Annotated in this window: 22 protein-coding genes and 1 pseudogene; 10 read left to right on the top strand and 13 right to left on the bottom strand. The window is 60.9% G+C overall.

Features of this window, described 5'->3' with window-relative positions:
* Positions 1–4: 4 nt before the first annotated feature.
* From C479_RS04080 to C479_RS04120, 9 genes are all read right to left on the bottom strand, one after another.
* The gene (locus C479_RS04080) at positions 5–1,285 is read right to left on the bottom strand and encodes a sulfite exporter TauE/SafE family protein (RefSeq protein ID WP_007698273.1); all 1,281 of its coding nucleotides are present in this window, start codon (positions 1,283–1,285) and stop codon (positions 5–7) included.
* 7 nt (positions 1,286–1,292) lie between these two features.
* Positions 1,293–1,952 carry a dienelactone hydrolase family protein gene (locus C479_RS04085; RefSeq protein WP_007698276.1) on the bottom strand — a complete coding sequence of 220 codons (660 nt, stop codon included), beginning with the start codon at positions 1,950–1,952 and terminating at the stop codon, positions 1,293–1,295.
* Positions 1,953–2,110: 158 nt separating this feature from the next.
* On the bottom strand, positions 2,111–2,545 hold the full coding sequence (locus C479_RS04090) for a hypothetical protein (RefSeq protein WP_007698279.1): 435 nt from the start codon (positions 2,543–2,545) through the stop codon (positions 2,111–2,113).
* A 105-nt stretch (positions 2,546–2,650) separates the two neighbouring features.
* Positions 2,651–3,127, bottom strand: coding sequence for an SMI1/KNR4 family protein (locus C479_RS04095; protein ID WP_007698282.1), 477 nt, complete (start codon positions 3,125–3,127; stop codon positions 2,651–2,653).
* A 29-nt stretch (positions 3,128–3,156) separates the two neighbouring features.
* On the bottom strand, positions 3,157–3,450 hold the full coding sequence (locus tag C479_RS04100; RefSeq protein ID WP_007698284.1) for a colicin immunity domain-containing protein: 294 nt from the start codon (positions 3,448–3,450) through the stop codon (positions 3,157–3,159).
* A gap of 62 nt (positions 3,451–3,512) precedes the next feature.
* Positions 3,513–3,851, bottom strand: coding sequence for a hypothetical protein (locus C479_RS04105; RefSeq protein ID WP_007698286.1), 339 nt, complete (start codon positions 3,849–3,851; stop codon positions 3,513–3,515).
* 38 nt (positions 3,852–3,889) lie between these two features.
* A complete protein-coding gene (locus C479_RS04110; RefSeq protein ID WP_049907066.1) occupies positions 3,890–4,228 on the bottom strand; it encodes a hypothetical protein in 339 nt (112 codons plus the stop codon).
* Between the two features lie 52 nt (positions 4,229–4,280).
* A complete protein-coding gene (locus tag C479_RS04115; RefSeq protein ID WP_007698289.1) occupies positions 4,281–4,616 on the bottom strand; it encodes a hypothetical protein in 336 nt (111 codons plus the stop codon).
* Positions 4,613–5,584: a hypothetical protein gene (locus C479_RS04120; RefSeq protein WP_007698291.1), complete on the bottom strand. Its 972-nt coding sequence runs from the start codon at positions 5,582–5,584 to the stop codon at positions 4,613–4,615. The genes C479_RS04115 and C479_RS04120 overlap by 4 nt, the downstream gene beginning before the upstream one ends.
* Before the next feature lie 733 nt (positions 5,585–6,317).
* Between C479_RS04120 and C479_RS04130 the strand changes: the two genes are divergently transcribed.
* Positions 6,318–7,151, top strand: coding sequence for a DUF6414 family protein (locus C479_RS04130; protein WP_007698296.1), 834 nt, complete (start codon positions 6,318–6,320; stop codon positions 7,149–7,151).
* Here C479_RS04130 and C479_RS15995 read toward each other — a convergent pair.
* Both C479_RS15995 and C479_RS04135 read right to left on the bottom strand, forming a co-directional pair.
* The gene (locus C479_RS15995; protein ID WP_152415797.1) at positions 7,138–7,740 is read right to left on the bottom strand and encodes a hypothetical protein; all 603 of its coding nucleotides are present in this window, start codon (positions 7,738–7,740) and stop codon (positions 7,138–7,140) included. The genes C479_RS04130 and C479_RS15995 overlap by 14 nt on opposite strands.
* 317 nt (positions 7,741–8,057) lie before the next feature.
* Positions 8,058–8,285 carry a hypothetical protein gene (locus C479_RS04135; protein WP_007698299.1) on the bottom strand — a complete coding sequence of 76 codons (228 nt, stop codon included), beginning with the start codon at positions 8,283–8,285 and terminating at the stop codon, positions 8,058–8,060.
* Between the two features lie 496 nt (positions 8,286–8,781).
* On the opposite strand from C479_RS04135, the gene C479_RS04140 reads away from it, so the two are divergent.
* The gene (locus C479_RS04140) at positions 8,782–9,024 is read left to right on the top strand and encodes a hypothetical protein (RefSeq protein WP_049907067.1); all 243 of its coding nucleotides are present in this window, start codon (positions 8,782–8,784) and stop codon (positions 9,022–9,024) included.
* Positions 9,025–9,067: 43 nt separating this feature from the next.
* On the opposite strand, the pseudogene C479_RS17025 reads toward C479_RS04140, so the two are convergent.
* Positions 9,068–9,205, bottom strand: a pseudogene (locus C479_RS17025) (site-specific integrase); the annotation flags it as partial.
* 40 nt (positions 9,206–9,245) lie between these two features.
* Here C479_RS17025 and C479_RS16465 point away from each other — a divergent pair.
* The 4 genes from C479_RS16465 to C479_RS16470 all read left to right on the top strand — a co-directional run bounded on the left by C479_RS16465 (position 9,246) and on the right by C479_RS16470 (position 11,052).
* Positions 9,246–9,389, top strand: a complete 144-nt coding sequence (locus C479_RS16465) for a DUF7557 family protein (protein ID WP_007698308.1) — start codon at positions 9,246–9,248, stop codon at positions 9,387–9,389.
* A complete protein-coding gene (locus C479_RS04145; protein ID WP_007698309.1) occupies positions 9,386–9,883 on the top strand; it encodes a YbhB/YbcL family Raf kinase inhibitor-like protein in 498 nt (165 codons plus the stop codon). Before C479_RS16465 ends, C479_RS04145 begins: the two co-directional genes overlap by 4 nt.
* Positions 9,884–9,987: 104 nt before the next feature.
* Positions 9,988–10,758, top strand: coding sequence for a flavodoxin domain-containing protein (locus C479_RS04150; protein WP_007698310.1), 771 nt, complete (start codon positions 9,988–9,990; stop codon positions 10,756–10,758).
* Positions 10,759–10,902: 144 nt separating this feature from the next.
* Positions 10,903–11,052, top strand: coding sequence for a DUF7557 family protein (locus C479_RS16470; RefSeq protein WP_007698311.1), 150 nt, complete (start codon positions 10,903–10,905; stop codon positions 11,050–11,052).
* An 18-nt stretch (positions 11,053–11,070) separates the two neighbouring features.
* On the opposite strand, the gene C479_RS04155 is transcribed toward C479_RS16470, so the two are convergent.
* Positions 11,071–12,285: a CBS domain-containing protein gene (locus tag C479_RS04155; RefSeq protein ID WP_007698314.1), complete on the bottom strand. Its 1,215-nt coding sequence runs from the start codon at positions 12,283–12,285 to the stop codon at positions 11,071–11,073.
* Between the two features lie 412 nt (positions 12,286–12,697).
* Between C479_RS04155 and C479_RS04160 the strand changes: the two genes are divergently transcribed.
* The 4 genes from C479_RS04160 (at position 12,698) to C479_RS16630 (ending at position 17,879) form a co-directional block, all read left to right on the top strand.
* The gene (locus tag C479_RS04160; protein WP_007698317.1) at positions 12,698–13,159 is read left to right on the top strand and encodes a DUF2267 domain-containing protein; all 462 of its coding nucleotides are present in this window, start codon (positions 12,698–12,700) and stop codon (positions 13,157–13,159) included.
* Positions 13,160–13,446: 287 nt separating this feature from the next.
* The gene (locus C479_RS04170; RefSeq protein WP_007698320.1) at positions 13,447–14,169 is read left to right on the top strand and encodes a ZIP family metal transporter; all 723 of its coding nucleotides are present in this window, start codon (positions 13,447–13,449) and stop codon (positions 14,167–14,169) included.
* 259 nt (positions 14,170–14,428) lie between these two features.
* On the top strand, positions 14,429–16,411 hold the full coding sequence (locus C479_RS04175) for a S9 family peptidase (protein WP_007698328.1): 1,983 nt from the start codon (positions 14,429–14,431) through the stop codon (positions 16,409–16,411).
* Between the two features lie 160 nt (positions 16,412–16,571).
* Positions 16,572–17,879: a GNAT family N-acetyltransferase gene (locus C479_RS16630; protein ID WP_007698332.1), complete on the top strand. Its 1,308-nt coding sequence runs from the start codon at positions 16,572–16,574 to the stop codon at positions 17,877–17,879.
* Positions 17,880–17,883 lie beyond the last annotated feature (4 nt).

Consider the following 17,883-nt stretch of genomic DNA (forward strand, 5'->3'; position numbering starts at 1 on the left):
TCCCTCAAACCCCCAGACCGAACGCCAGCCCCAGGATCCCGATTCCGAACGCGTACAACGGGATCACGTAGCGCCAGACGGTGTTCGGAACGACGCGGACGAGGTAGGGACCGACGATCGCCGCGAGAAACCCACCCGCGAAGATAGAGGGGAGGAGTTGCAGGTCTACCGGAACGCCGTAGTAGATGAGGCCCAGGAACGCGATCGAGCCGACGAACGAGGCGATACCCTCGGCGAGCGTGGTGATCGCGACCGCGCTCTTTTCGTACACGCCGGAGAAGATCTGGCCGAGCGTCACGACTGGGCCGTAGCCGCCGCCACCGATGCCCTTGTTCACGCCGGCCAGCAGGGCGAATCCGACGAGCCGACGGGGGCGATACGTCATTCTCGTCCGTACCTTCACCCGCAGGAGTCCGACCAGGCCCATCAGCACGACCAGGATCGAGACGTACGTTCGGACGAACGAGTCCGGCAGTTCGAGCGCAAAGTACGTCAGGACGGTCGCGCCGGCCACGCCGACGAGGCTCGTCACCGCGAGCAGCGAGAGGAGCTTCGTCTCGTCGTTGGCGGGACACAGCGAAAACGTGACGTTGTCCACGTCGTGGTGGACGAGCCCGGCGACGAGTCCGGCGATCGTTTGCGCCATCACGAGGACGGGGACGACCTGCAGGGGCGTATACCCGAAGACGAACAACAGCGGCGCGATGGCGGTCCCGAATCCCATCCCCGCCGCGGAGTCCGTCGTCTGGAAGACGAACGCGACGACGACGATAGACGGGACGAGCGGCGTTCGGCCCGCTCCGTCCCCGAAAGCGAGAATCAGCCCCGCCGTGAACAGAACGTACAGCACACCAAGCAGCGCGAGACGTCGAAGCACCGGTCGTGGCAACCGCAATCGATCGGCCACCGTCCGCGTCCGGTCCAGCGCCTCCGCCTGCACCCCGATCTGGCGCGGCGGTTCGTCCGAGGGAAGCTCTTCGGCGCGGGGCCCCGTGTCCGGTTCGTACGTCTCGACGCCGAGTCCCTCTGGGGTGACGCCCAGCTCGGCGGCACGCTCGCCCAGTTGCTCCCGCGAGACACCCAGTTCGGTCGCCCGTTCGCCGATCCCGCCGGTCACGCCGTTCGCAGAGCCGTCGTCCACGTCGCGCTCGTCGGTGCTCGCACCGGACTCGTCGAGGAGATGGTCGTCGGTAGCCGGGTCGGGTTCGTCCCTGTCCGTCGCAGAATCGTCTCCCGCTTCCCTCCCGCCGTCTTCGTCCGCTGGGCCGCCGTCGTCTCGGGTCACGGTCGCCTCAGGCGAGGTGCTCGGCGAACCAGTCGGCAGCGTGGTCCGCGACAGTCTCGAGTTGTCCTTCCCCCTCGAAGAGGTGTCCCGCGCCGGGGACCACTTCGAGTGAGCGGTCGCCGCCGAGTTGCTCGAAGGCCGCCTCGTTCCACTCGCGGACGGGGTGGTCGGCCCCGCCCACGACGAACAGCGTCGCCGCCGTGACGTCCCCGAGGACGGCCTCGGCCATGTCGACGCGACCGCCGCGCGAGACGACGGCGCCGACGTCCGTCTCCGGCCGGGCCGCCGCACGGAGAGCGGCCGCCGCCCCGGTGCTCGACCCGAAGTACCCCACGGCGAGGTCGCCGACGTCCGAGCGCTCGCGAACCCACTCGGTAGCGCCGACCAGCCGTTCCGTGAGGAGGTCGATATCGAATCGCGCGTCGGGGTCGCGATCCTCCGCCTCCGTCAGCAGGTCGAACAGGAGCGTGCCGACGCCGCGCTCGCGCAGACGCTCGGCGACGAAGTTGTTCCGCGGGCTGTGCCGACTGCTGCCGCTGCCGTGGGCGAACAGCACGAGGCCGCTCGCCCCCTCGGGCACGCGGAGATCCCCTTCCAGTTCGACGTCGCCGACGTCGATCGCCTGGATCGATTCCGAACCGGTCGTCGACTGATTCGGCTCGTCCATCGCCCGTCGTACACCGTCTGCCGGATTAAACGAGCGGGGTGGCCAAACGGTCCGAGGAAGGTCGTGGCTGCGATATCTGTGCTTCCGAATCCCGGGTCAGTGTCAGGTCACGGTTTCAGCCTCGGTGTGGAGAGACCACCGACAGCCGCCCGGTCGCCTCAAACCAGGTCGGTATAGATCGCGTCCATATCGACGCCGAAGGTGGACGAGAGGTACGCGAAGGCCTCGCTCCGTTGCGAAGGCGTACTCTGCTCGTCTAGCCGTTCGAAGAGCGCCGACAGGAACGGCTGCATCGCCCGGTGCAGGGTTTCGGTGTCACCAGCGATCGTGATGTCCTCGGAGAAGACGCGACCACCGAGCTGGACGGTGTCGTCCGATTCGTGCAGTTCGTACGCCGCGAGTTCCCTAACATCAGCGTCGGACCCGTCTTCTGCAGCGAGATAGAGACCGAGCAGTGCCGTCAGTGAGTCCTGTTGCTGGATCGTCTGCTCATCGGTCCTGATGGTGTACTGGATCTCGTCGGGAGCCATCCCACCGGTCACCTCGTACCAGTCTGTACCGGAGGAGAGGTCCCGAAGCGTGAACTCGATCATACGCTATCGGACTGTCCTGTCATCGGACACGACTTTAGTTGACCGTTCGTTGGGTTCGGTTTCGGTTAGGCAGAGGGGTTTACAGAGCTTAGGGAGCCACAAAATTTACTCGTCACCTGCGTTCGTCCCGCGCTTTCGGATTTCGTCGAACAACCATTCGGAGAAGGTATCCGACACCAGCTCGGGTTCCTCGTCTTCCATATATCGATAGACCGGCGGATCGGCTCCCGCCTCTGTGTCAAAGAACCAGAAGGCTGACCCCTGAAGACCCCGGAAGACGAAATCCGAGTGGTCGAACGAGAAGTCGAGGTGCTCCCACTCGTCGAGACTGTCTTCGGCGAACTGACGCTGATATTTCGGCGCCGGATACGTGAATTCGCTTCCGCGGAAAAAGCCGTTCGTGTCCGCTCTAATGTGACGCATGCACGACCGGTATGCTGCCGGGAGTTCGAGATCGAACTGTTCTTCCAGGCTGTCCAGTTCCTCGTCAGTACAGCCACGAATCTCCGAGCGCGGGCCGTAACCGTGTTCGACGAGATGGGCGACTGCCTGCTCGCCAATGGACGAGTCAGTTGCTGTCATGGATATCTAGCCCCCATCTGGAGCGAGGGTTACCTGTCGTTTTCGTCCAGGAGTTCGTTCAGTTCTTCTAATACTTCCGTTGCAGACGCTTCGAGTTCCGCTTCCCCGATGCCACCGATAACATCGTCTCTGAGTTCCGGCCCGCAATACGCATCAGCCTCCACAAAGAGATAGTCGAGAGATTCGAATACCTCATCGTCAGGTATCTCGTCGTCATCCAAGAATTCGTTCATGTATTTCGTAGAGAACTCCGTGGCAGTGACCTCTCCACGCACGAACTCTCTGATCAAGTCCGTATACTTTCGGACGTATTCTTCGTTCATCGGTTCTCCCCTAGTTCTCCTCCTACTCGACAGAAACACGAGTAGCAGGCTCACCTGTGTGGTTATTTCCCCGACCGGCCGAGGTCCGTCAGGGCACCCGTATCGAGATCTATTCTGTATTCGTGTTTATTCCAACTCCACCCGATCGCTTCACCATCTCGGGCCCGTATTCCGGCGAACATGTGCCGGTCATCATTCTCGGGAATCTCTGACTCCCAGCACTTCTCTCCGGTCGTGTCGAATGCGAGCACGTTTCTTCTATCGTGGTTCCCCTCACCGGGATACAGAAGCACGAGGATTTTGTCCCCGACCTCCAGCGTCTCCTCGATCCGGTGGCGGAGTGTGATAGTCGTCTCGCCGTCGATGCGGAGTTCGGTACCGCTGTAGTCTATCGTGGTCATTGGGTGGTGTTCAGGAGTGCGGCGAGGACAGTCGGTGTCTACTTTCCTCGAAAGCCTCGATCTTCCAGTTCGCCTGTCTCAGGGTCGATTCGATATTCGTGCTTGTTCCAACTCCAGCCGATGATATCGCCATCTTCCGTCGTCAAACTGCCAAACATATGTCTGTCTGATTTTTCAGGGATCCCCGACTTCCAAAGCAGGTCCCCATCGTACGAGAAGGCGAGGACGTTTTGCCGGTCTCGACCAGCGTCCTGACTGGGAGAGAGCAAGACGAGGACTCGGTCTTCCATCTCGAGCACCTGTCCAATAGGATGATCAACTTCGATATCGGTGCCACCGATCGTCAGTACGTTCCCGTCGGACAGTACCGCTGGCACGGAACACTCACCTCGTACAGGCTCTATATCGGGAACAGTTCATCGTGGAAGGTTATTTCCCACCGTAGCCGAGGTTCTCTAGTTCACCGGTGGTGGGATCGATTTTGTACTCGTTGTGGTTCCAGCTCCAACCGATCACGTCATCGCCCTCCTTGTACAATTCTCCGAACATGTGCTTTTCCGAGTTTTCTGGTATTTTCGACTCCCAGAGTTTGTTTCCAGATTTGTCGAAACCAAGCACGTTCCGGCGATCTCGATTCCCTTCTTCCGGATACAATAAGACCAGAAGAGTACCCTCTGCCTCGATAACGTCGTCAATTTCGTGACGAAGCATCGTGCTTTGTTCCCCGATCGTTAACTCCCGGCCGTTGTAGTCTACTCGAGTCATTGGTTTTCGTTTTGGACTTCTGAAAGTGGCCCGACCATGTTGAAACTGTCCTTCGGGAAGAAGTCGGTGAGCCAAAATTGCTCCTCGCCCCCCGGCCGTTCGACGGGCGCCGTTTCGCGTTCAACAACCGCCGGCGAGTCATCTTCCATCGGGGCAATAATGGTCGAGAGAATCGATGTGTTTTCGTCCCCCGTGATCGTGAGTTTCGCGACCATATCATACCCCGGTTCCCCATCCTCGTACTTGCTCCACTCCTCTTTCAGGCCGAGAGCGTTCAAAATGTCCTCCCGGCTGCTTTGAGATTGGATCGTTTCGAGTCGGGCGAAGAACGGACCGCGCTCTTTGCCTTCCTTGGTCATCCTGTATAGTTGATCCGCGTCACTCGGTTTGAACTCTAGCGCGATACAGCCAGGTTTGTGAGGAGCGTCGGCATCTTCGTTGGTTTCAAAGTACCACTCGTTCGCTTCGTCGCCGGTCATGAACGCGACCGGTTCGTGGCCCTGCTGGACGATGTTCCGATGGTACCGGTCGAGCGCATCCTCGATCACGCCCCACCCGTTGGCTTCGATTTCGCGCTGGATCACGTCGGACTCGATCGTCGACTGCCAGGAGGCCCACAGCTCGTCGTCCGCCCTGATCTGATCGAGCGCCTCGAGCCTGGACCCGTCGAGTGAGTCGTACAGCGACTCCAGCGAAGATCGTTCACCGGCCTCGCCGTCCAGCGATGCCTGCCCTGGTTCCTCGGATTGCGGGTGGCGCTGGATCGGCGCTCCTGGCATCCCCATATCGGGAACGCCCGCGTCCGGCATAGGCGAGTCGGGCATCGGGGAATCCGGGATCGGCGCGTCCGGCATGCCCATCGGCGTCCCGAGGGCCGAGTCTGCGTCGCGCTCCGCCTCGTCGTCGGCGTTGTCGCGCTCGCTCGCGCGCTCCCGGTCCGCGCGCTTCCGGCGCTTCTTCCGGCCCATCTACTCGCCCTCCGTGGGGATAGTGCGGGTTTTGGGAAGGGGAGAATCCCTGAAAGTCATCGATATCCACGCCTTCAATTTAGTCCACTATAATTGTTTTCTCTACAGGTTCGGGGGAGGAATGTAGGAGGGAGTACGGTTATCTGGGTGGTTGTTGCCACGGATCAATAGTGGACGGAAAAGAAAGTTCAGGAGATAGTGTGGACTTTGGAACGTGCTGGAATGGGCCGTGAACCACAGCACAGTGTGTGGCTACGGCCAAGATCCAAAACTAACCGTAGCGCCTCAGCACAGCTCCACCCCCAGTGGTGCGCGAAAATTTCGGAAGTTCCGAGACGGTTACTCCCACGCATATCCAGACCGCGCCAGTCTCCCTTGATGTGTGAAAGACAAATCCCACCTATCGCGATACAGTTCGAAAACGAGCGGTCGCGATACTACCGAGCGCTTCGAATCGAGTATCAGGATCACTTCGACCGCCTATTCGATCAGGCTCGGAATTTCGTCGGCGCCGGTAGAATTCTGAACCACTCTGATCCGTTGACGACACACCTCATTTCGATCTTACTGTCTCACGAGTTTCGACTGACAGAGATCGAAAAGCAACTGGAAGACCTTGAGTCCCAGACCAACACTACCGTTCAAAGTAGCTAAGAAGATCTGGGAATTCATTATGTGCCGGACTTAAAACCCTCTCCAAGGGATTATATACGACAGGTGGTTTACCAAACATATGGTTGGTATCAACGAATTGCCTGATTTTGTCTACATCGATGAGGCGCGTGTCAAGCAGAAACTTCAGTTTGTGAACGAGGGACAGGTTGCTGAGCTGGTCGAAACCCATACTGAAAACGAATCAAAGACGAGTGGAGGAGGACTCAATTTATACAAAATTTTAAAATATAATAGGCAGAAGTCATCGGGAGAGACTGAAGAGGTTGTTCGTACTATTCAGAGCACTCCTGTTGGTCAGCTAGCCGTATTCTTCGGTATGATGGATGATGAGATGGGAGTGGAGGAGCTTGAATCTTTGAGCAAGAAAAAGCGGGCACAATTAGATGACAATGACTATATTTCTGTTACTGGTAGAATCCGAGAGTCACCCGTTGCTAAACTTATGAGAATCAGTGACAAATATAATTTTGACATTTCTGATTATGTGGATTTCTCTGAGGAAGAAATTGATCCAGTGGCGTTCAAGAATGAATTGGATGACGCTCGTGACTACTATGAGATTGAGATGTCCGGTGAAGTTGATGGCCGCTATGTCTTCAAACTTTCACAGAATGACTTGACCGATGTTGCTGATGAATTTCCGAGTAAATACAGAGAGTATACTGTTTTCGGCCGTATTGAGCATATTTTTGAGGGCTCTGAAAGAGAGCATCACTTTTCCATATTCGATGAGATGAATACTCGTGACAGAAGTGAGCGGCAAGAAAGAAGGCGAAAAATGAAAAAAATGGCAGATGAGATGTCTGGTTTATACGACGAAGAAACCAACGAATCAATGTTCTACATTGAGTCTCCAGATATTCGACTCACACCAATCGCTATATTTTCGTAAACAGCGTCGAAGCTATTTCCTGATATCGGCTTTTTGAGAGCCTATTTAACACAATGTCTGATATTAGAAGGACGGTGACAAATGCCACTCCATTCCCGATATCACCTTGAAAGTAATTCCACGGAACGATTTCTCCCGGTAGAGCATTTACTGCTGCAAAGATCTGGACTGTAAACCCAATTGTGAGGCCTACTACCCCAATATTTGTTTTCACAGATCGTTCTGCATTTAGTCGAATAGATTGTTGGAGGTCCCTAGACCGCTCGACTACCTCGCTGGTTAGTGATCCGGGCGTATGCAGCGCTGGCATGGCCAATAAAAGACTCCCATATGCGCTTATAGCTAAACCGTAAGCAAATGTTGGGAATAAAAACATAATGTCGTAGAAAAGCAGTATAATTCCTATTTTCAGTATCCCATTTATGTGCCCATGTTCTACATACTCCTGAGCTAGTATTGATTTAGCAGCTTTAACGTCTTCATCGTGGAGATCGTCATAATCAGATAGATTATTCGGTAGAAGTTTCAGAATTACATCACGGGTCACCCTTTCCTTCCAATCTAACTCTGGTACTTCGAGTTTCGACATACCAAACATACCATTTACAGGAAATTAAGACTATTCCTAAAATTACCATTTCTCATTCAATTGCCTGACCCCCAGGAGTCACGCGCTAAGGAAATCCGGTTCCAATTATGCACACGCAACCAAGTTCATCGTGTTCACGGAAGACGGCAGGACACGCTACTCCCGAGGAAGAATCATGGAACTCCACTAGTCACAGAGGCGTCTCAAAAGTAATCGACCAACGGACAACAACAGAAAACTCAGCTCAACCGCTCGTGTTCACGACTGTCGATGGAACGATACTAGATGGCTCCCCGCCCCAGCCGTCCCCGCTCTCCTTACACCGGTTCCGATCCACCTCCAGACACACCGTTCATCTCGAACTCCAGCATCCCCAGCGCTGCCAAACAGTCGACACAGACGCGCTTCTCCGACTCTCGATATCCGCTGGCGGACGGACCGTCGGGAATCGCTCGCAGTTTGGCCCAGTGCGTCTCCTCCAAATCTGCACAACACCGTTCACACGGCTCGTCCGGCACCGGCTCGTCGTACTCGTAGCGACCCATCTCAGTTCACCTTCAGATTTCCGAGGCTGAGAATCAGATCCCTACCGAGTTTCGAATCCCAGACGAATTCGGGGTAGTGCTTCGGCTGTCGATGCCACTGCTGTGCGAGACCTTTTTGTCTCGATGGTGGATTTCGTAGCATGGTGACTAAACCCGGATGGGTTTGGAAGCCACGTCTCGGGTGCTACTATCACCCGGGACATTTCTGAGACGCATGTCCCCTGCGCAGTCAATGGAGAGCGTGGCTTCCGTTCAGCCCGTCGAAGCGAACCACCATATAATTATCGACAACTAGTAGGAAAGGATCTCTGTTTCACCGGTGGCCGATTCGTGGAGCGACGAGTCGCGGGAAACAACTCCACCGACGCCACCCAGCACACCACGGAACGCAACGGCCCCGGTTTAGTGCTAATACGAAATTTGAGATGAAAACACCCCTAATTCCATTTTAATACACATCCACAATCACAAAGAGGATGTAGATGAGAGATAATCTATGCGCTGGAGAGATCCGAAAGACTTCGCGATAATTATGGGTAAAATCCTTGGAGCATTAGCTGGAGCGATGCTCCTGACCGGTCTTCTGACAGAGATTCTTCCGTATAATGATTACGCTCCCAAAACCCCAGAGAGGGTTGTAGCCGTTAGCGTGTTTTATGCTACTTGGCTGCTTTTGATGTTCAAGCTTCTATTTGGGCAGTTTATTCCGCTAAAGGCATTCAAAATGAGCGAGTCGTAGTATTTAGTTAGTTAACTCATCCCGTATTGAGGGTCAAGACGCTCTACTCACCAGTAGATGGTAGTCCACTGTCTACCGCTTCAAGCGCTTCAGTTGCGATATCACCGAGTTCACCGGCTTCAATGTGAGAATATCGTTCACGACTCAACTCTTCACTCTTGTCGAGGTATCGTGCGGCGACGGCCCCGCATTTATTCATCTGGTTGGTGTAGGGGCCTCGAATGCCCACGACGATCGAACTCGACGACGACCTCGCCGCGCGGATCGAGGGCCACTTAGAGGAGGACGAGACGATCGAGGAGTTCCTCACCGAACTGGTGGCGATCTACGAGCAGGAGGGGCGATTCCTCCAGGAGGGAGCGTGAGCGACGCGTACAATCACGCGCTGTCGGTCGCCGACCAGCGGGGCGAGCTACGGGTGTCGAGTCCCGCCTTCGACGACGGGGACCCGATTCCGGACACCCACGCCTACGAGGGCGGGAACGTCAACCCGCCGCTCGAGATTTCCGGCGTCCCCGACGACGCCACGTCGCTCGCCCTCGTCGTCGACGATCCCGACGCCGTCGACCCCGCCGGCAAGATCTGGGTCCACTGGCTGGTCTGGAACGTCGATCCCGAGCGGGACGACATCCCGCGAGCGTGGGAGCCGACCGACGCCGTCGAGGGCGAGAACGACTTCGGCGAGGTCGGCTACGGCGGCCCGAAGCCACCGGACGGCGAACACACCTACCGGTTCAAACTGTACGCACTCGACACCACCCTCGACCTGTCCGAAGGCGCGCTGGCCGAGACACTCGGGAACGCGATCGAGGACCACGTCGTCGCGCAGACCCAGGTGACGGGGACCTACGCGCCGTGAATCACGACATCCAAAAGTCACGCACGGTGGGGCACGCAGACGGCGGGCGACGTCGCCGGTGGCGGCTTTAGGACGGTGGCCGACGTAGTCGCCGACGATCCCCCATGGCGTCGTTCTTCATCGTCTACGGCAGCGAAACGGGACAGACCGCGAAGGTCGCGCGATTCGTCGAGCGCGTCCTCGCCGAACGGGGCCACAGCGTCACCAGAACCGACGTCCGGGACGCGACGACCCTACCGGAGATCGACTACGACGGAATCGTCGTCGCCTCGCCAGTCGTCAACCGCGCGCACGTCCCGGAAATCGTTGACTTCGTCGGCGAACACGCGACGACGCTCCGCGAGAAGCCGACCGCGTTCGTCCAGCTCTCGTTCGCCTCGATCCTCCCCTCGGAGTGGGCCCAGAGCGGGGCGATCGAGTGGGTGGACGCCCTCGCCCAGGGGACGGACTGGGTCCCCGACCGAATCGGGCTGTTCCCCGGTGCCGTGACCTACACCGAGTACGACTGGCCGACCCGCGCGGCCTTCAGGCTCGTCTCGGCCGTGACGACCGGCGACACGGACACCTCGCGGGATTACGAGTATACCGACTGGGACGAGGTCGAATCCTTCGCGGCCGACTTCGCCGCGTTCGTCGAATCCGGCGCAGACGCCCAGGCAACCGAGAGCGACGCAGCCGTCGTCGAGACGGCGGCGGGCGGCGGGTCGCGAACCGTCACAATCGGCACGCCAACCCGTGACGGTACCCCCGTCGAACCCGTGGTCGGCGAGGCGGCGGCCGGACGGGCTCGCCTGATCGCGACGATCGCCGGAGTGATCGGGCTCGCGGGGATCGGCTACTGGCTCGCCCGGCGTCGTCGACGGCCCGAGTCGTAATCGAGTGCCGTCGTTTCGTGGCGGGTCTCGACACGGGCCGAAACGGCCGCACGACGAGCGGTCCGAAATCCTCCCAGCCCTCGCATCGGCGGCAGGGTATTTTATCGGTCGGCCGCATGACTCCCTCCACCGGAGCGCCCACCCATGCCCCACACGATAGAGATCAGCGACGACCTCAGAGAACGACTCGACGAGCACACCGAGACGGACGAGACCTACGAGGAGTTCATCGCCGAGCTGGTGTCGATATACGAGACGGAGGGAACCTTTCTTCAGGAGGGATACTCGGAGTGACGGTGTTCTCGGCGTGCCTCACTCCTCTAGTAACCAGCCGAATCGCTTCTCCCAGAACGCCTCGTCCGGCGGCTTCTTCGATCGGCCGCGGGTCTTCCGATCGCGGATCTGCCGCTCGAGGACGTCGCGCACTTCTTTCAGCGCCTGCGTCGCCCCGTAGCCCTCACCGGAGGCGATGTAGAGTCCGCGGTCAGTGTGCAGCCTGATCCGTGCGAGCAAAAGCGGGACGCCCCGACGCTTCTCGTCGTGTTCGTGCAGGTGGACCTTCGCGTCCAAGATCGACATGCCGTGATCCCGGTCGTCGAACCCGTCGACCATCTGGACGATGTCCTCGTAGGTTGTGTCGTCGATCAGATCCGTCCCGTAGACCTGGACCGCCCGATTGCCCTCGGCTTCCCACGTCAACGAGTCGAGCACGTCCGTCGTCGTGACGATGCCGTGGGGCGACCCGTCGGTCGTGACGACGAGCGACGAGCCGCCGACGTCGAACATCTCGTCGACGGCGACCTCGAGCGTCTCGTCGGGGTGAATCGTCCGGACCGGCGACGCCATCACGTCTCGGACGGGCAAATCGAGCATCCGATCGCTCTCTCCCTCACGGGCGCCGAATCCGCCGTGGGTCCGACCGGTGCTGTCCGCGAGTTCGCCGCCGAACGGGTCGACGCCACCCGCGTCGCCACCCTGGCTCTGCACCTCGGCCCTGACCGTCAGGTCGGTCACGTCGTAGAGGCTCAACACGCCGACAGCGGCGTCGTCCTCGACCACCGGAAGGTGTGTGATGTGCTCCTCGCGAAACAGGGAGAGCGCGTCGCCCAGCGTCGAGTCCGGGTCGAGCGTCACGAGGTCCGCCGAATACGCCTCCGCGACCGTCGCCGCGTCGAGAAACGGCTGGACCGCCCGCAGGATGTCGTCGGCGGTGACGACACCGGCCAGGTGCTGCCCGTCGAACACGGGGAGCAACTGCGAGTCGCTGTCGATCATCAACTGCGCCACGTGGCGGACGTCCTCGTCCGGTGTGAGTCGCGGGACGTGCCAGACGAGCGATCCGATCGTCTGTCCGGGCTGGACGTGCGAGCGAGCGAGTTGGCGTCTGGTGACGACGCCGTCGAACTCGTCGCCGTGCACGACGACCCCGGTGACCTCGGAGTCCGCGAACGCCCCGGCGAGCTTCGAGACGGGTGTCTTGGGGTCGAACTCGACGTACTCGGTCGAAACGATAGCTTCGATGTCCATGGATCTGTAAGCGGGTCGTTCGGAAGACGGTACACCGCTCGATCGCTCCCGGCAGCAATGGCACTGCCAGTCGCTCTCGACGACCGGACCGTGCGCGCAATCGAATCGATCTCACGTGAGCCGGCCTCGATCACGATCGACGGTCCGATACCCGTCGTAAGCGGGTTCTTTCGTCCGCCGTCGGACTGATCGAACGATGTCGAGGAGCATATAACACGACCCCGTTCGTCCCGCTCTGGTAGTGCCACCCGAATTCGATCGCCGATTTTCCTCCGTGACACGTTCGGCGGTTTCTCCCCGTTACGAGCGGAACGGAGACAACAGAAATCGGTGCCCAACTCGGTCGCGAGACGTTCGTTCGGCCCAACACGTACCACTAGCAGTGATGAGGGTGGTCGTGGGCGGTTTGCGTATGAACTTCAACGAGTTCACGGGCGAGGTACAGCACCGACTCGAACTCCCGGGAACCGGAGAAACCGTGCGAGCGATCCGGGCGACGCTGTACCCGCTCGGTCAGCGTATTCCCGCCGAGAACGCAGCCGATCTCGCCGCGTCGCTCCCGATGGAGATCAAGTGGTACCTGACCGGTGCCGTCGACGAACACGGGCAGCGATTCGACTGGGCGGAGTTTCTGGACCGGGCCAGCGAGATCGAGGGGCGTGACAAGGCCACCGTCGCCTATCACACCAGAGTGATTATCGATCTGGTCCGCGAGCAGGTGCCCGGCTCGGACTTCGAACAGCTTCGAAACCAGCTTCCGGAGAGCGAGGACACGCAAAACTGGCGAAAGCTGTTCGAGGTCGTCGACGCCGGCGGGTGGAGCGACGCTCACGAGGCCCAGACAGGCGGCGGGCCCCAGCCGGAGCGGCAGTGAGCGAACGTGCAATGGTGGGTTTTCGACGTAGTTTCCCTGGGACCCGCGAATGACCGGAGACGCCGTCGACGCACGATCGGTTCGCCGCCGACAAGGACTCACGACTGTCGAGGGCCAACTCGACGTGAACGCGACGGGCCGAACGTTCTCCCGAAGGTGCGAGCGGGCTCGCGGCGGGCAGCACAATCGAGGGCTTCACGTATCCGTTAGTGAGTCGATCCGACGAATACGCGATCAGGCGATTATGCGACAGTACTCAACTAGCTGGACGAAGTAGGAGGGAAAAGATGACCGAAGTACTGGTCCAGGCGGTTTCGTACACGATGCTGGCGGTCGTCGCCGCACTCGTCGGTGGCGTGATCGCAATCTACCGGTCGCCGTCGGCGCAGATGGAGAGCAACGTCCAGCACTTCGCTGCCGGCGTCGTGTTCGCCGCCGTCGCCGCCGAGCTCCTGCCAGATGTCCACACTCGCGCCCCGAGCGTGGTGGTCGTGGGGTTCGCGATCGGCGTCGTGACCATGCTCGGCGTCCACCGGCTCGGAACGTACGTCGAGAAGCGAGGCATCGGCGGGAAGATCGCGGGCGCGGCCAGCCTGCTCGTCACCGTCGCTATCGACATGGTGATCGACGGCGTGCTCATCGGGGTGGCGTTCCTGACGGAACCGGCCACCGGCGTCCTCATCGCGGTCGCGCTCGCCATCGAGGTCCTGTTCCTCGGCGTCACCGGCGTCATCGCGTTGCCCGAGGAGATGGGGACGTTCAGGAAACTCGCCGTACCGGGAAGTTTCGGATTGTTGTTGCTCCTCGGCGTACTCGTCGGTGTGTTCGCACTCAGCGGCGTGTCGGGAACGCCGATTGCGCTCGTGCTCGCGTTCGGGTCCGCCGCGCTCCTCTATCTGGTGACGGAGGAACTCCTCGTGAAGGCCCAGAAGGTGCCGGAAACGCCGACATCGACGACGCTGTTTTTCGTCGGGTTTCTCCTCATCTTCCTCCTCGATATGGCACACTGAGAACGGCTGGAACGGACTCCTCAACGAGACGGACCGCGACAGTAGTTCGTTGCCATCGACGGCCACGCGGTTCGCCGCCCCCAACGATCCGTTTCGTATGCGCGGCCAGACGGAGACGCGCTTCCATCGTCGGCTCCGTTGGATTCCCTGTTGCCCGCCAGGTTCCGCCGGTGAACTGCCTCACGTATCTGGAGAGACGCCAGGGTGAGACGGTGCCGAGACCCAAAGGGTAAACAGGCCCCGGTCCGCCACTCGATCCATGCCACGCGAGCTTCGAGACTATCTCTCCGCGCGGGAGACGAAGGCCCCGACCGTCGCGCCCGACGGCCGCCTCGCCTTCCTCGCCGACACGACCGGGACGATGCAGGTCTGGACGAGCGAGGAACCGGATGTCTGGCCAACCCAGCGAACGTTCTACGAGGACCGGGTTTCCGTCGCAGACTGGTCGCCCGACGGCGGAACGATCGCGTTCGGAAAAGACAGCGGCGCCGACGAACACGATCAACTCTTCGCGCTCGATCCCGAGACGAACGAGGTTACCCGCCTGACCGACCGACCCGACGCGATCCACCTGTGGGGCGGCTGGGGCCCCGCGGGCGAAAAGATCGCCTTCACCGCGAATCGACGAGACAGCGCCGCCTTCGACGTCTACGTGATGGACGTCGACGACATCGAGCCGGAGAAAACGGGAGCCGACGAGGAGACTGCGGCCGACGGCCCGGAGCCACGACTCGTCTGCGAGGGCGAGGGGTTCTACAGGATCGACGACTGGAGCCCGGACGGGGAACGACTGCTCGTGAGTACCGCGAATTCCAGTGCGGACACGGACCTCTTCGTCGTCGACGTCGAGACGGGCGAGCGCGACCACGTTACGCCCCACGACGGCGACGTTCGATACACACACGCGACGTTCGGCCCGAGCGACGACGTCTACTGCCTGAGCGATGCGAACGCCGACACGATGGAGCTCGTCCGCATCGACGAAGCGGGCGGCGACATCGCGACCGTCGTCGGAAGTGACGACGACATTCTCGAGGCCGCCGCGGCTGGCGACGCCGCCCTCCCGGACGACGACACCGTCACGGCCGCCGCGCACGACCGCGACTGGAGCATCGACGGATTCGCCCTCGACGCCGACTCGGGCCGACTCGTCTACACGTGGAACGTCGAAGGCTACTCCGTGACGGCCGCCGGCCGACTGGCCAGCGCGACCGACGTGGCCGCCGTCCCGGTCGACCACCCCGCCGGCGTCGTCTCCGAACTGACGATCGGCGCCGACGGCGAACGCGCCGCGATGACGGTCTCGGCGACGAACCTGAACTACTCGATCTTCGAGATCGACCTCGCCGACGGCGGCGTCGCCGGACCCGAGGCCACGCAGTGGACGACGCCCTCGCCCGGCGGCGTCACGCTCGATCGGTACCACGAACCCGAACTGATCCGGTACGAGACGTTCGACGTCGACGGGCAACGCCCGTCTGCTCGCGAGATGGGGTCTCGCGTTGGAAGGGAAATTCCCGCGTTCCTCACACTCCCCGACGACTACGACCCCGGCGAGACGCCCGTCATCGTCGACATCCACGGCGGACCGAGCGCCCAGCGTCGCCCATCCTGGCGCAACCGGCCGATCCGGCAGTACTTCCTCGACGCCGGCTATGCGCTCTTCGAGCCAAACGTCCGCGGCTCGACGGGCTACGGCACGACCTACGCCGCGCTCGACGACGTCGAAAAGCGGCTGGACTCGGTCCGGGATATCGACGCCGCTGTCGACTGGCTCACCGACCACCCGGCGATCGATCCCGACCGGATCGTCTGCTACGGCCGCTCCTATGGCGGGTTCATGGTCCTTTCATGTATCACCGAGTACCCCGAGCACTGGGCGGCCGCCGTCGACTTCGTCGGCATCGCCAACTGGATCACCTTCCTCGAGAACACCGGCGACTACCGTCGCTCCCACCGCGAAGCCGAGTACGGCTCGCTCGAAGCGGATCGGGAGTTCCTCGAATCCATCTCACCGATCCACGCGGTCGATCGGATCGAGTGTCCGCTCTTCGTCCAGCACGGCGAGAACGACCCACGCGTCCCGGTCGACGAAGCGCGACAGATCGCCGACGCCGTCGAATCACAGGGGATCCCTGTCGAAACCTGCATCTTCCCCGACGAGGGTCACCACACCACCTCCCGTGAGAACCGCATCGAGCAGTTCGAGCGCATCGTCGGCTTCCTCGACGAGCACGTCTGAACGTGGCGAGGTGGCCACAGTCGGAGACAGCCGGTGACGACGGTCCGATTACTGGGCCGGTTCGGACGGGCACATCGAACGACGATCGATCAACTGGTCGGCGACCCTGACAACAAATTCACCGCGACCGTTTTCAATGGTGAGTAAGAATGACCATCCAATGACCTGGGATCTGGAGGAGCTGGGAGACGAGGCGGTCACCCTCCGGCGGGAGGACGGTCTCGTCCTGACGGCCGTGCGCGAAGAGACACCGCCGGACGAGGAAGAACGCGCCAGCGGTGCTGTGACGTGGCGATTTACCGTGGACGACGGACACGGCGAATGCCTCGCCGACCACGGCTGGGAGATCGTCGACGACGAACACCTCTGGGAGGTCCTGGACGGGTTCACCCACCGGTTCCGTCGGGATGCTGCGGACGAGGAAAACCAGACCGACGAGGCGGACGAGAAGCAGGACGAACGGGCTGACGACAGCCAGGACGACAGGACTGCCGGCGATCGAGATGAGGAGTCCGACGACACCCAGGGAACCGACGAACCCGAGTCGGCGACCGTCGATACCGAATCTGGCGCTGGTGGCGAGGACTCCGACACCCCGCCGGATCACACACCGTCTCCCACGCACGCCGAGGAAGACGGGTCAGTCACGACAGACAGGGCTATCGCCGATGGGCCCGCCCCAGCCGGACAGGCATCCCAAGCCGGGACGGGCGAAGCGACCACTGGTCACGACGAAGGGAGACCGAATGCAGGCGCCGAACGCGATGAGAACCGACGCGGCGGGAGCGTGTCCGAAGACAGCCATCGCGACGAGGCGACCGACACCGAAGACGTCACAGATCGTACTCACACCGAGGAGACGACGAGCGACCAGGCCGACCCGACGGCCGACGAGCACGAGGCACCCGGCGATCCAGCGCGTGCTGACCCACCCGCCGAGACAGGTGGGGACGAAGACACGGAACCGACCGATCGGGACGAGACGGGCGTTCGTGAGGCGAGTGTCCGGATTCGGCAGGCGCGGCCGGACGATGCGGACCGGCTCGCGGCCGTGTACCGGAGTGCGTACGCGCGGAACCGCGAACTCGGCTTCCCGGCGAAAGCCGAGTCGGTGACGCCGGCGATGCTCGGCGCGTGGATCGACGAGAACGGCGTCATCGTTGCGACGGTGGAAGACACAGTTGTCGGAGGCGTCCGACTCGAAGCGACCGCACCGGATCGTGTCAAGGTGAGTCGACTCGGTGTTCACGCCGACTGGAAAGCGCAGGGCGTTGGATCGAAACTGCTGGCGGCGGCTGAGGCAGCCGTCGACGCCGGAAACGCGGACACGATCTGGCTGACGACACCGCCAGCGCATCCGTTCCTTCCGGACTTCTATCGCGAGCGAGGATACGAACGAACCGACGAGTATCCGTTAGACGAGCGCGACTACGACGAGATCGTCATGGAGAAACGCGTCGGCGAGTGAGGAG

Origin of the sequence: Halovivax asiaticus JCM 14624 (genome assembly GCF_000337515.1) — an archaeon.
Taxonomy (GTDB): Archaea; Halobacteriota; Halobacteria; order Halobacteriales; family Natrialbaceae; genus Halovivax; species Halovivax asiaticus.

Bases quoted from the DNA above. Each gene is read 5' to 3' on its own strand.
- C479_RS04085 (WP_007698276.1), bottom strand. From the start codon at position 1,952: ATGGACGAGCCGAATCAGTCGACGACCGGTTCGGAATCGATCCAGGCG.
- C479_RS04090 (WP_007698279.1), bottom strand. From the start codon at position 2,545: ATGATCGAGTTCACGCTTCGGGACCTCTCCTCCGGTACAGACTGGTAC.
- C479_RS04095 (WP_007698282.1), bottom strand. From the start codon at position 3,127: ATGACAGCAACTGACTCGTCCATTGGCGAGCAGGCAGTCGCCCATCTC.
- C479_RS04100 (WP_007698284.1), bottom strand. From the start codon at position 3,450: ATGAACGAAGAATACGTCCGAAAGTATACGGACTTGATCAGAGAGTTC.
- C479_RS04105 (WP_007698286.1), bottom strand. From the start codon at position 3,851: ATGACCACGATAGACTACAGCGGTACCGAACTCCGCATCGACGGCGAG.
- C479_RS04115 (WP_007698289.1), bottom strand. From the start codon at position 4,616: ATGACTCGAGTAGACTACAACGGCCGGGAGTTAACGATCGGGGAACAA.
- C479_RS04120 (WP_007698291.1), bottom strand. From the start codon at position 5,584: ATGGGCCGGAAGAAGCGCCGGAAGCGCGCGGACCGGGAGCGCGCGAGC.
- C479_RS04130 (WP_007698296.1), top strand. From the start codon at position 6,318: ATGGTTGGTATCAACGAATTGCCTGATTTTGTCTACATCGATGAGGCG.
- C479_RS15995 (WP_152415797.1), bottom strand. From the start codon at position 7,740: ATGTCGAAACTCGAAGTACCAGAGTTAGATTGGAAGGAAAGGGTGACC.
- C479_RS04135 (WP_007698299.1), bottom strand. From the start codon at position 8,285: ATGGGTCGCTACGAGTACGACGAGCCGGTGCCGGACGAGCCGTGTGAA.
- C479_RS04140 (WP_049907067.1), top strand. From the start codon at position 8,782: ATGCGCTGGAGAGATCCGAAAGACTTCGCGATAATTATGGGTAAAATC.
- C479_RS16465 (WP_007698308.1), top strand. From the start codon at position 9,246: ATGCCCACGACGATCGAACTCGACGACGACCTCGCCGCGCGGATCGAG.
- C479_RS04150 (WP_007698310.1), top strand. From the start codon at position 9,988: ATGGCGTCGTTCTTCATCGTCTACGGCAGCGAAACGGGACAGACCGCG.
- C479_RS16470 (WP_007698311.1), top strand. From the start codon at position 10,903: ATGCCCCACACGATAGAGATCAGCGACGACCTCAGAGAACGACTCGAC.
- C479_RS04155 (WP_007698314.1), bottom strand. From the start codon at position 12,285: ATGGACATCGAAGCTATCGTTTCGACCGAGTACGTCGAGTTCGACCCC.
- C479_RS04160 (WP_007698317.1), top strand. From the start codon at position 12,698: ATGAACTTCAACGAGTTCACGGGCGAGGTACAGCACCGACTCGAACTC.
- C479_RS04170 (WP_007698320.1), top strand. From the start codon at position 13,447: ATGACCGAAGTACTGGTCCAGGCGGTTTCGTACACGATGCTGGCGGTC.
- C479_RS04175 (WP_007698328.1), top strand. From the start codon at position 14,429: ATGCCACGCGAGCTTCGAGACTATCTCTCCGCGCGGGAGACGAAGGCC.
- C479_RS16630 (WP_007698332.1), top strand. From the start codon at position 16,572: ATGACCTGGGATCTGGAGGAGCTGGGAGACGAGGCGGTCACCCTCCGG.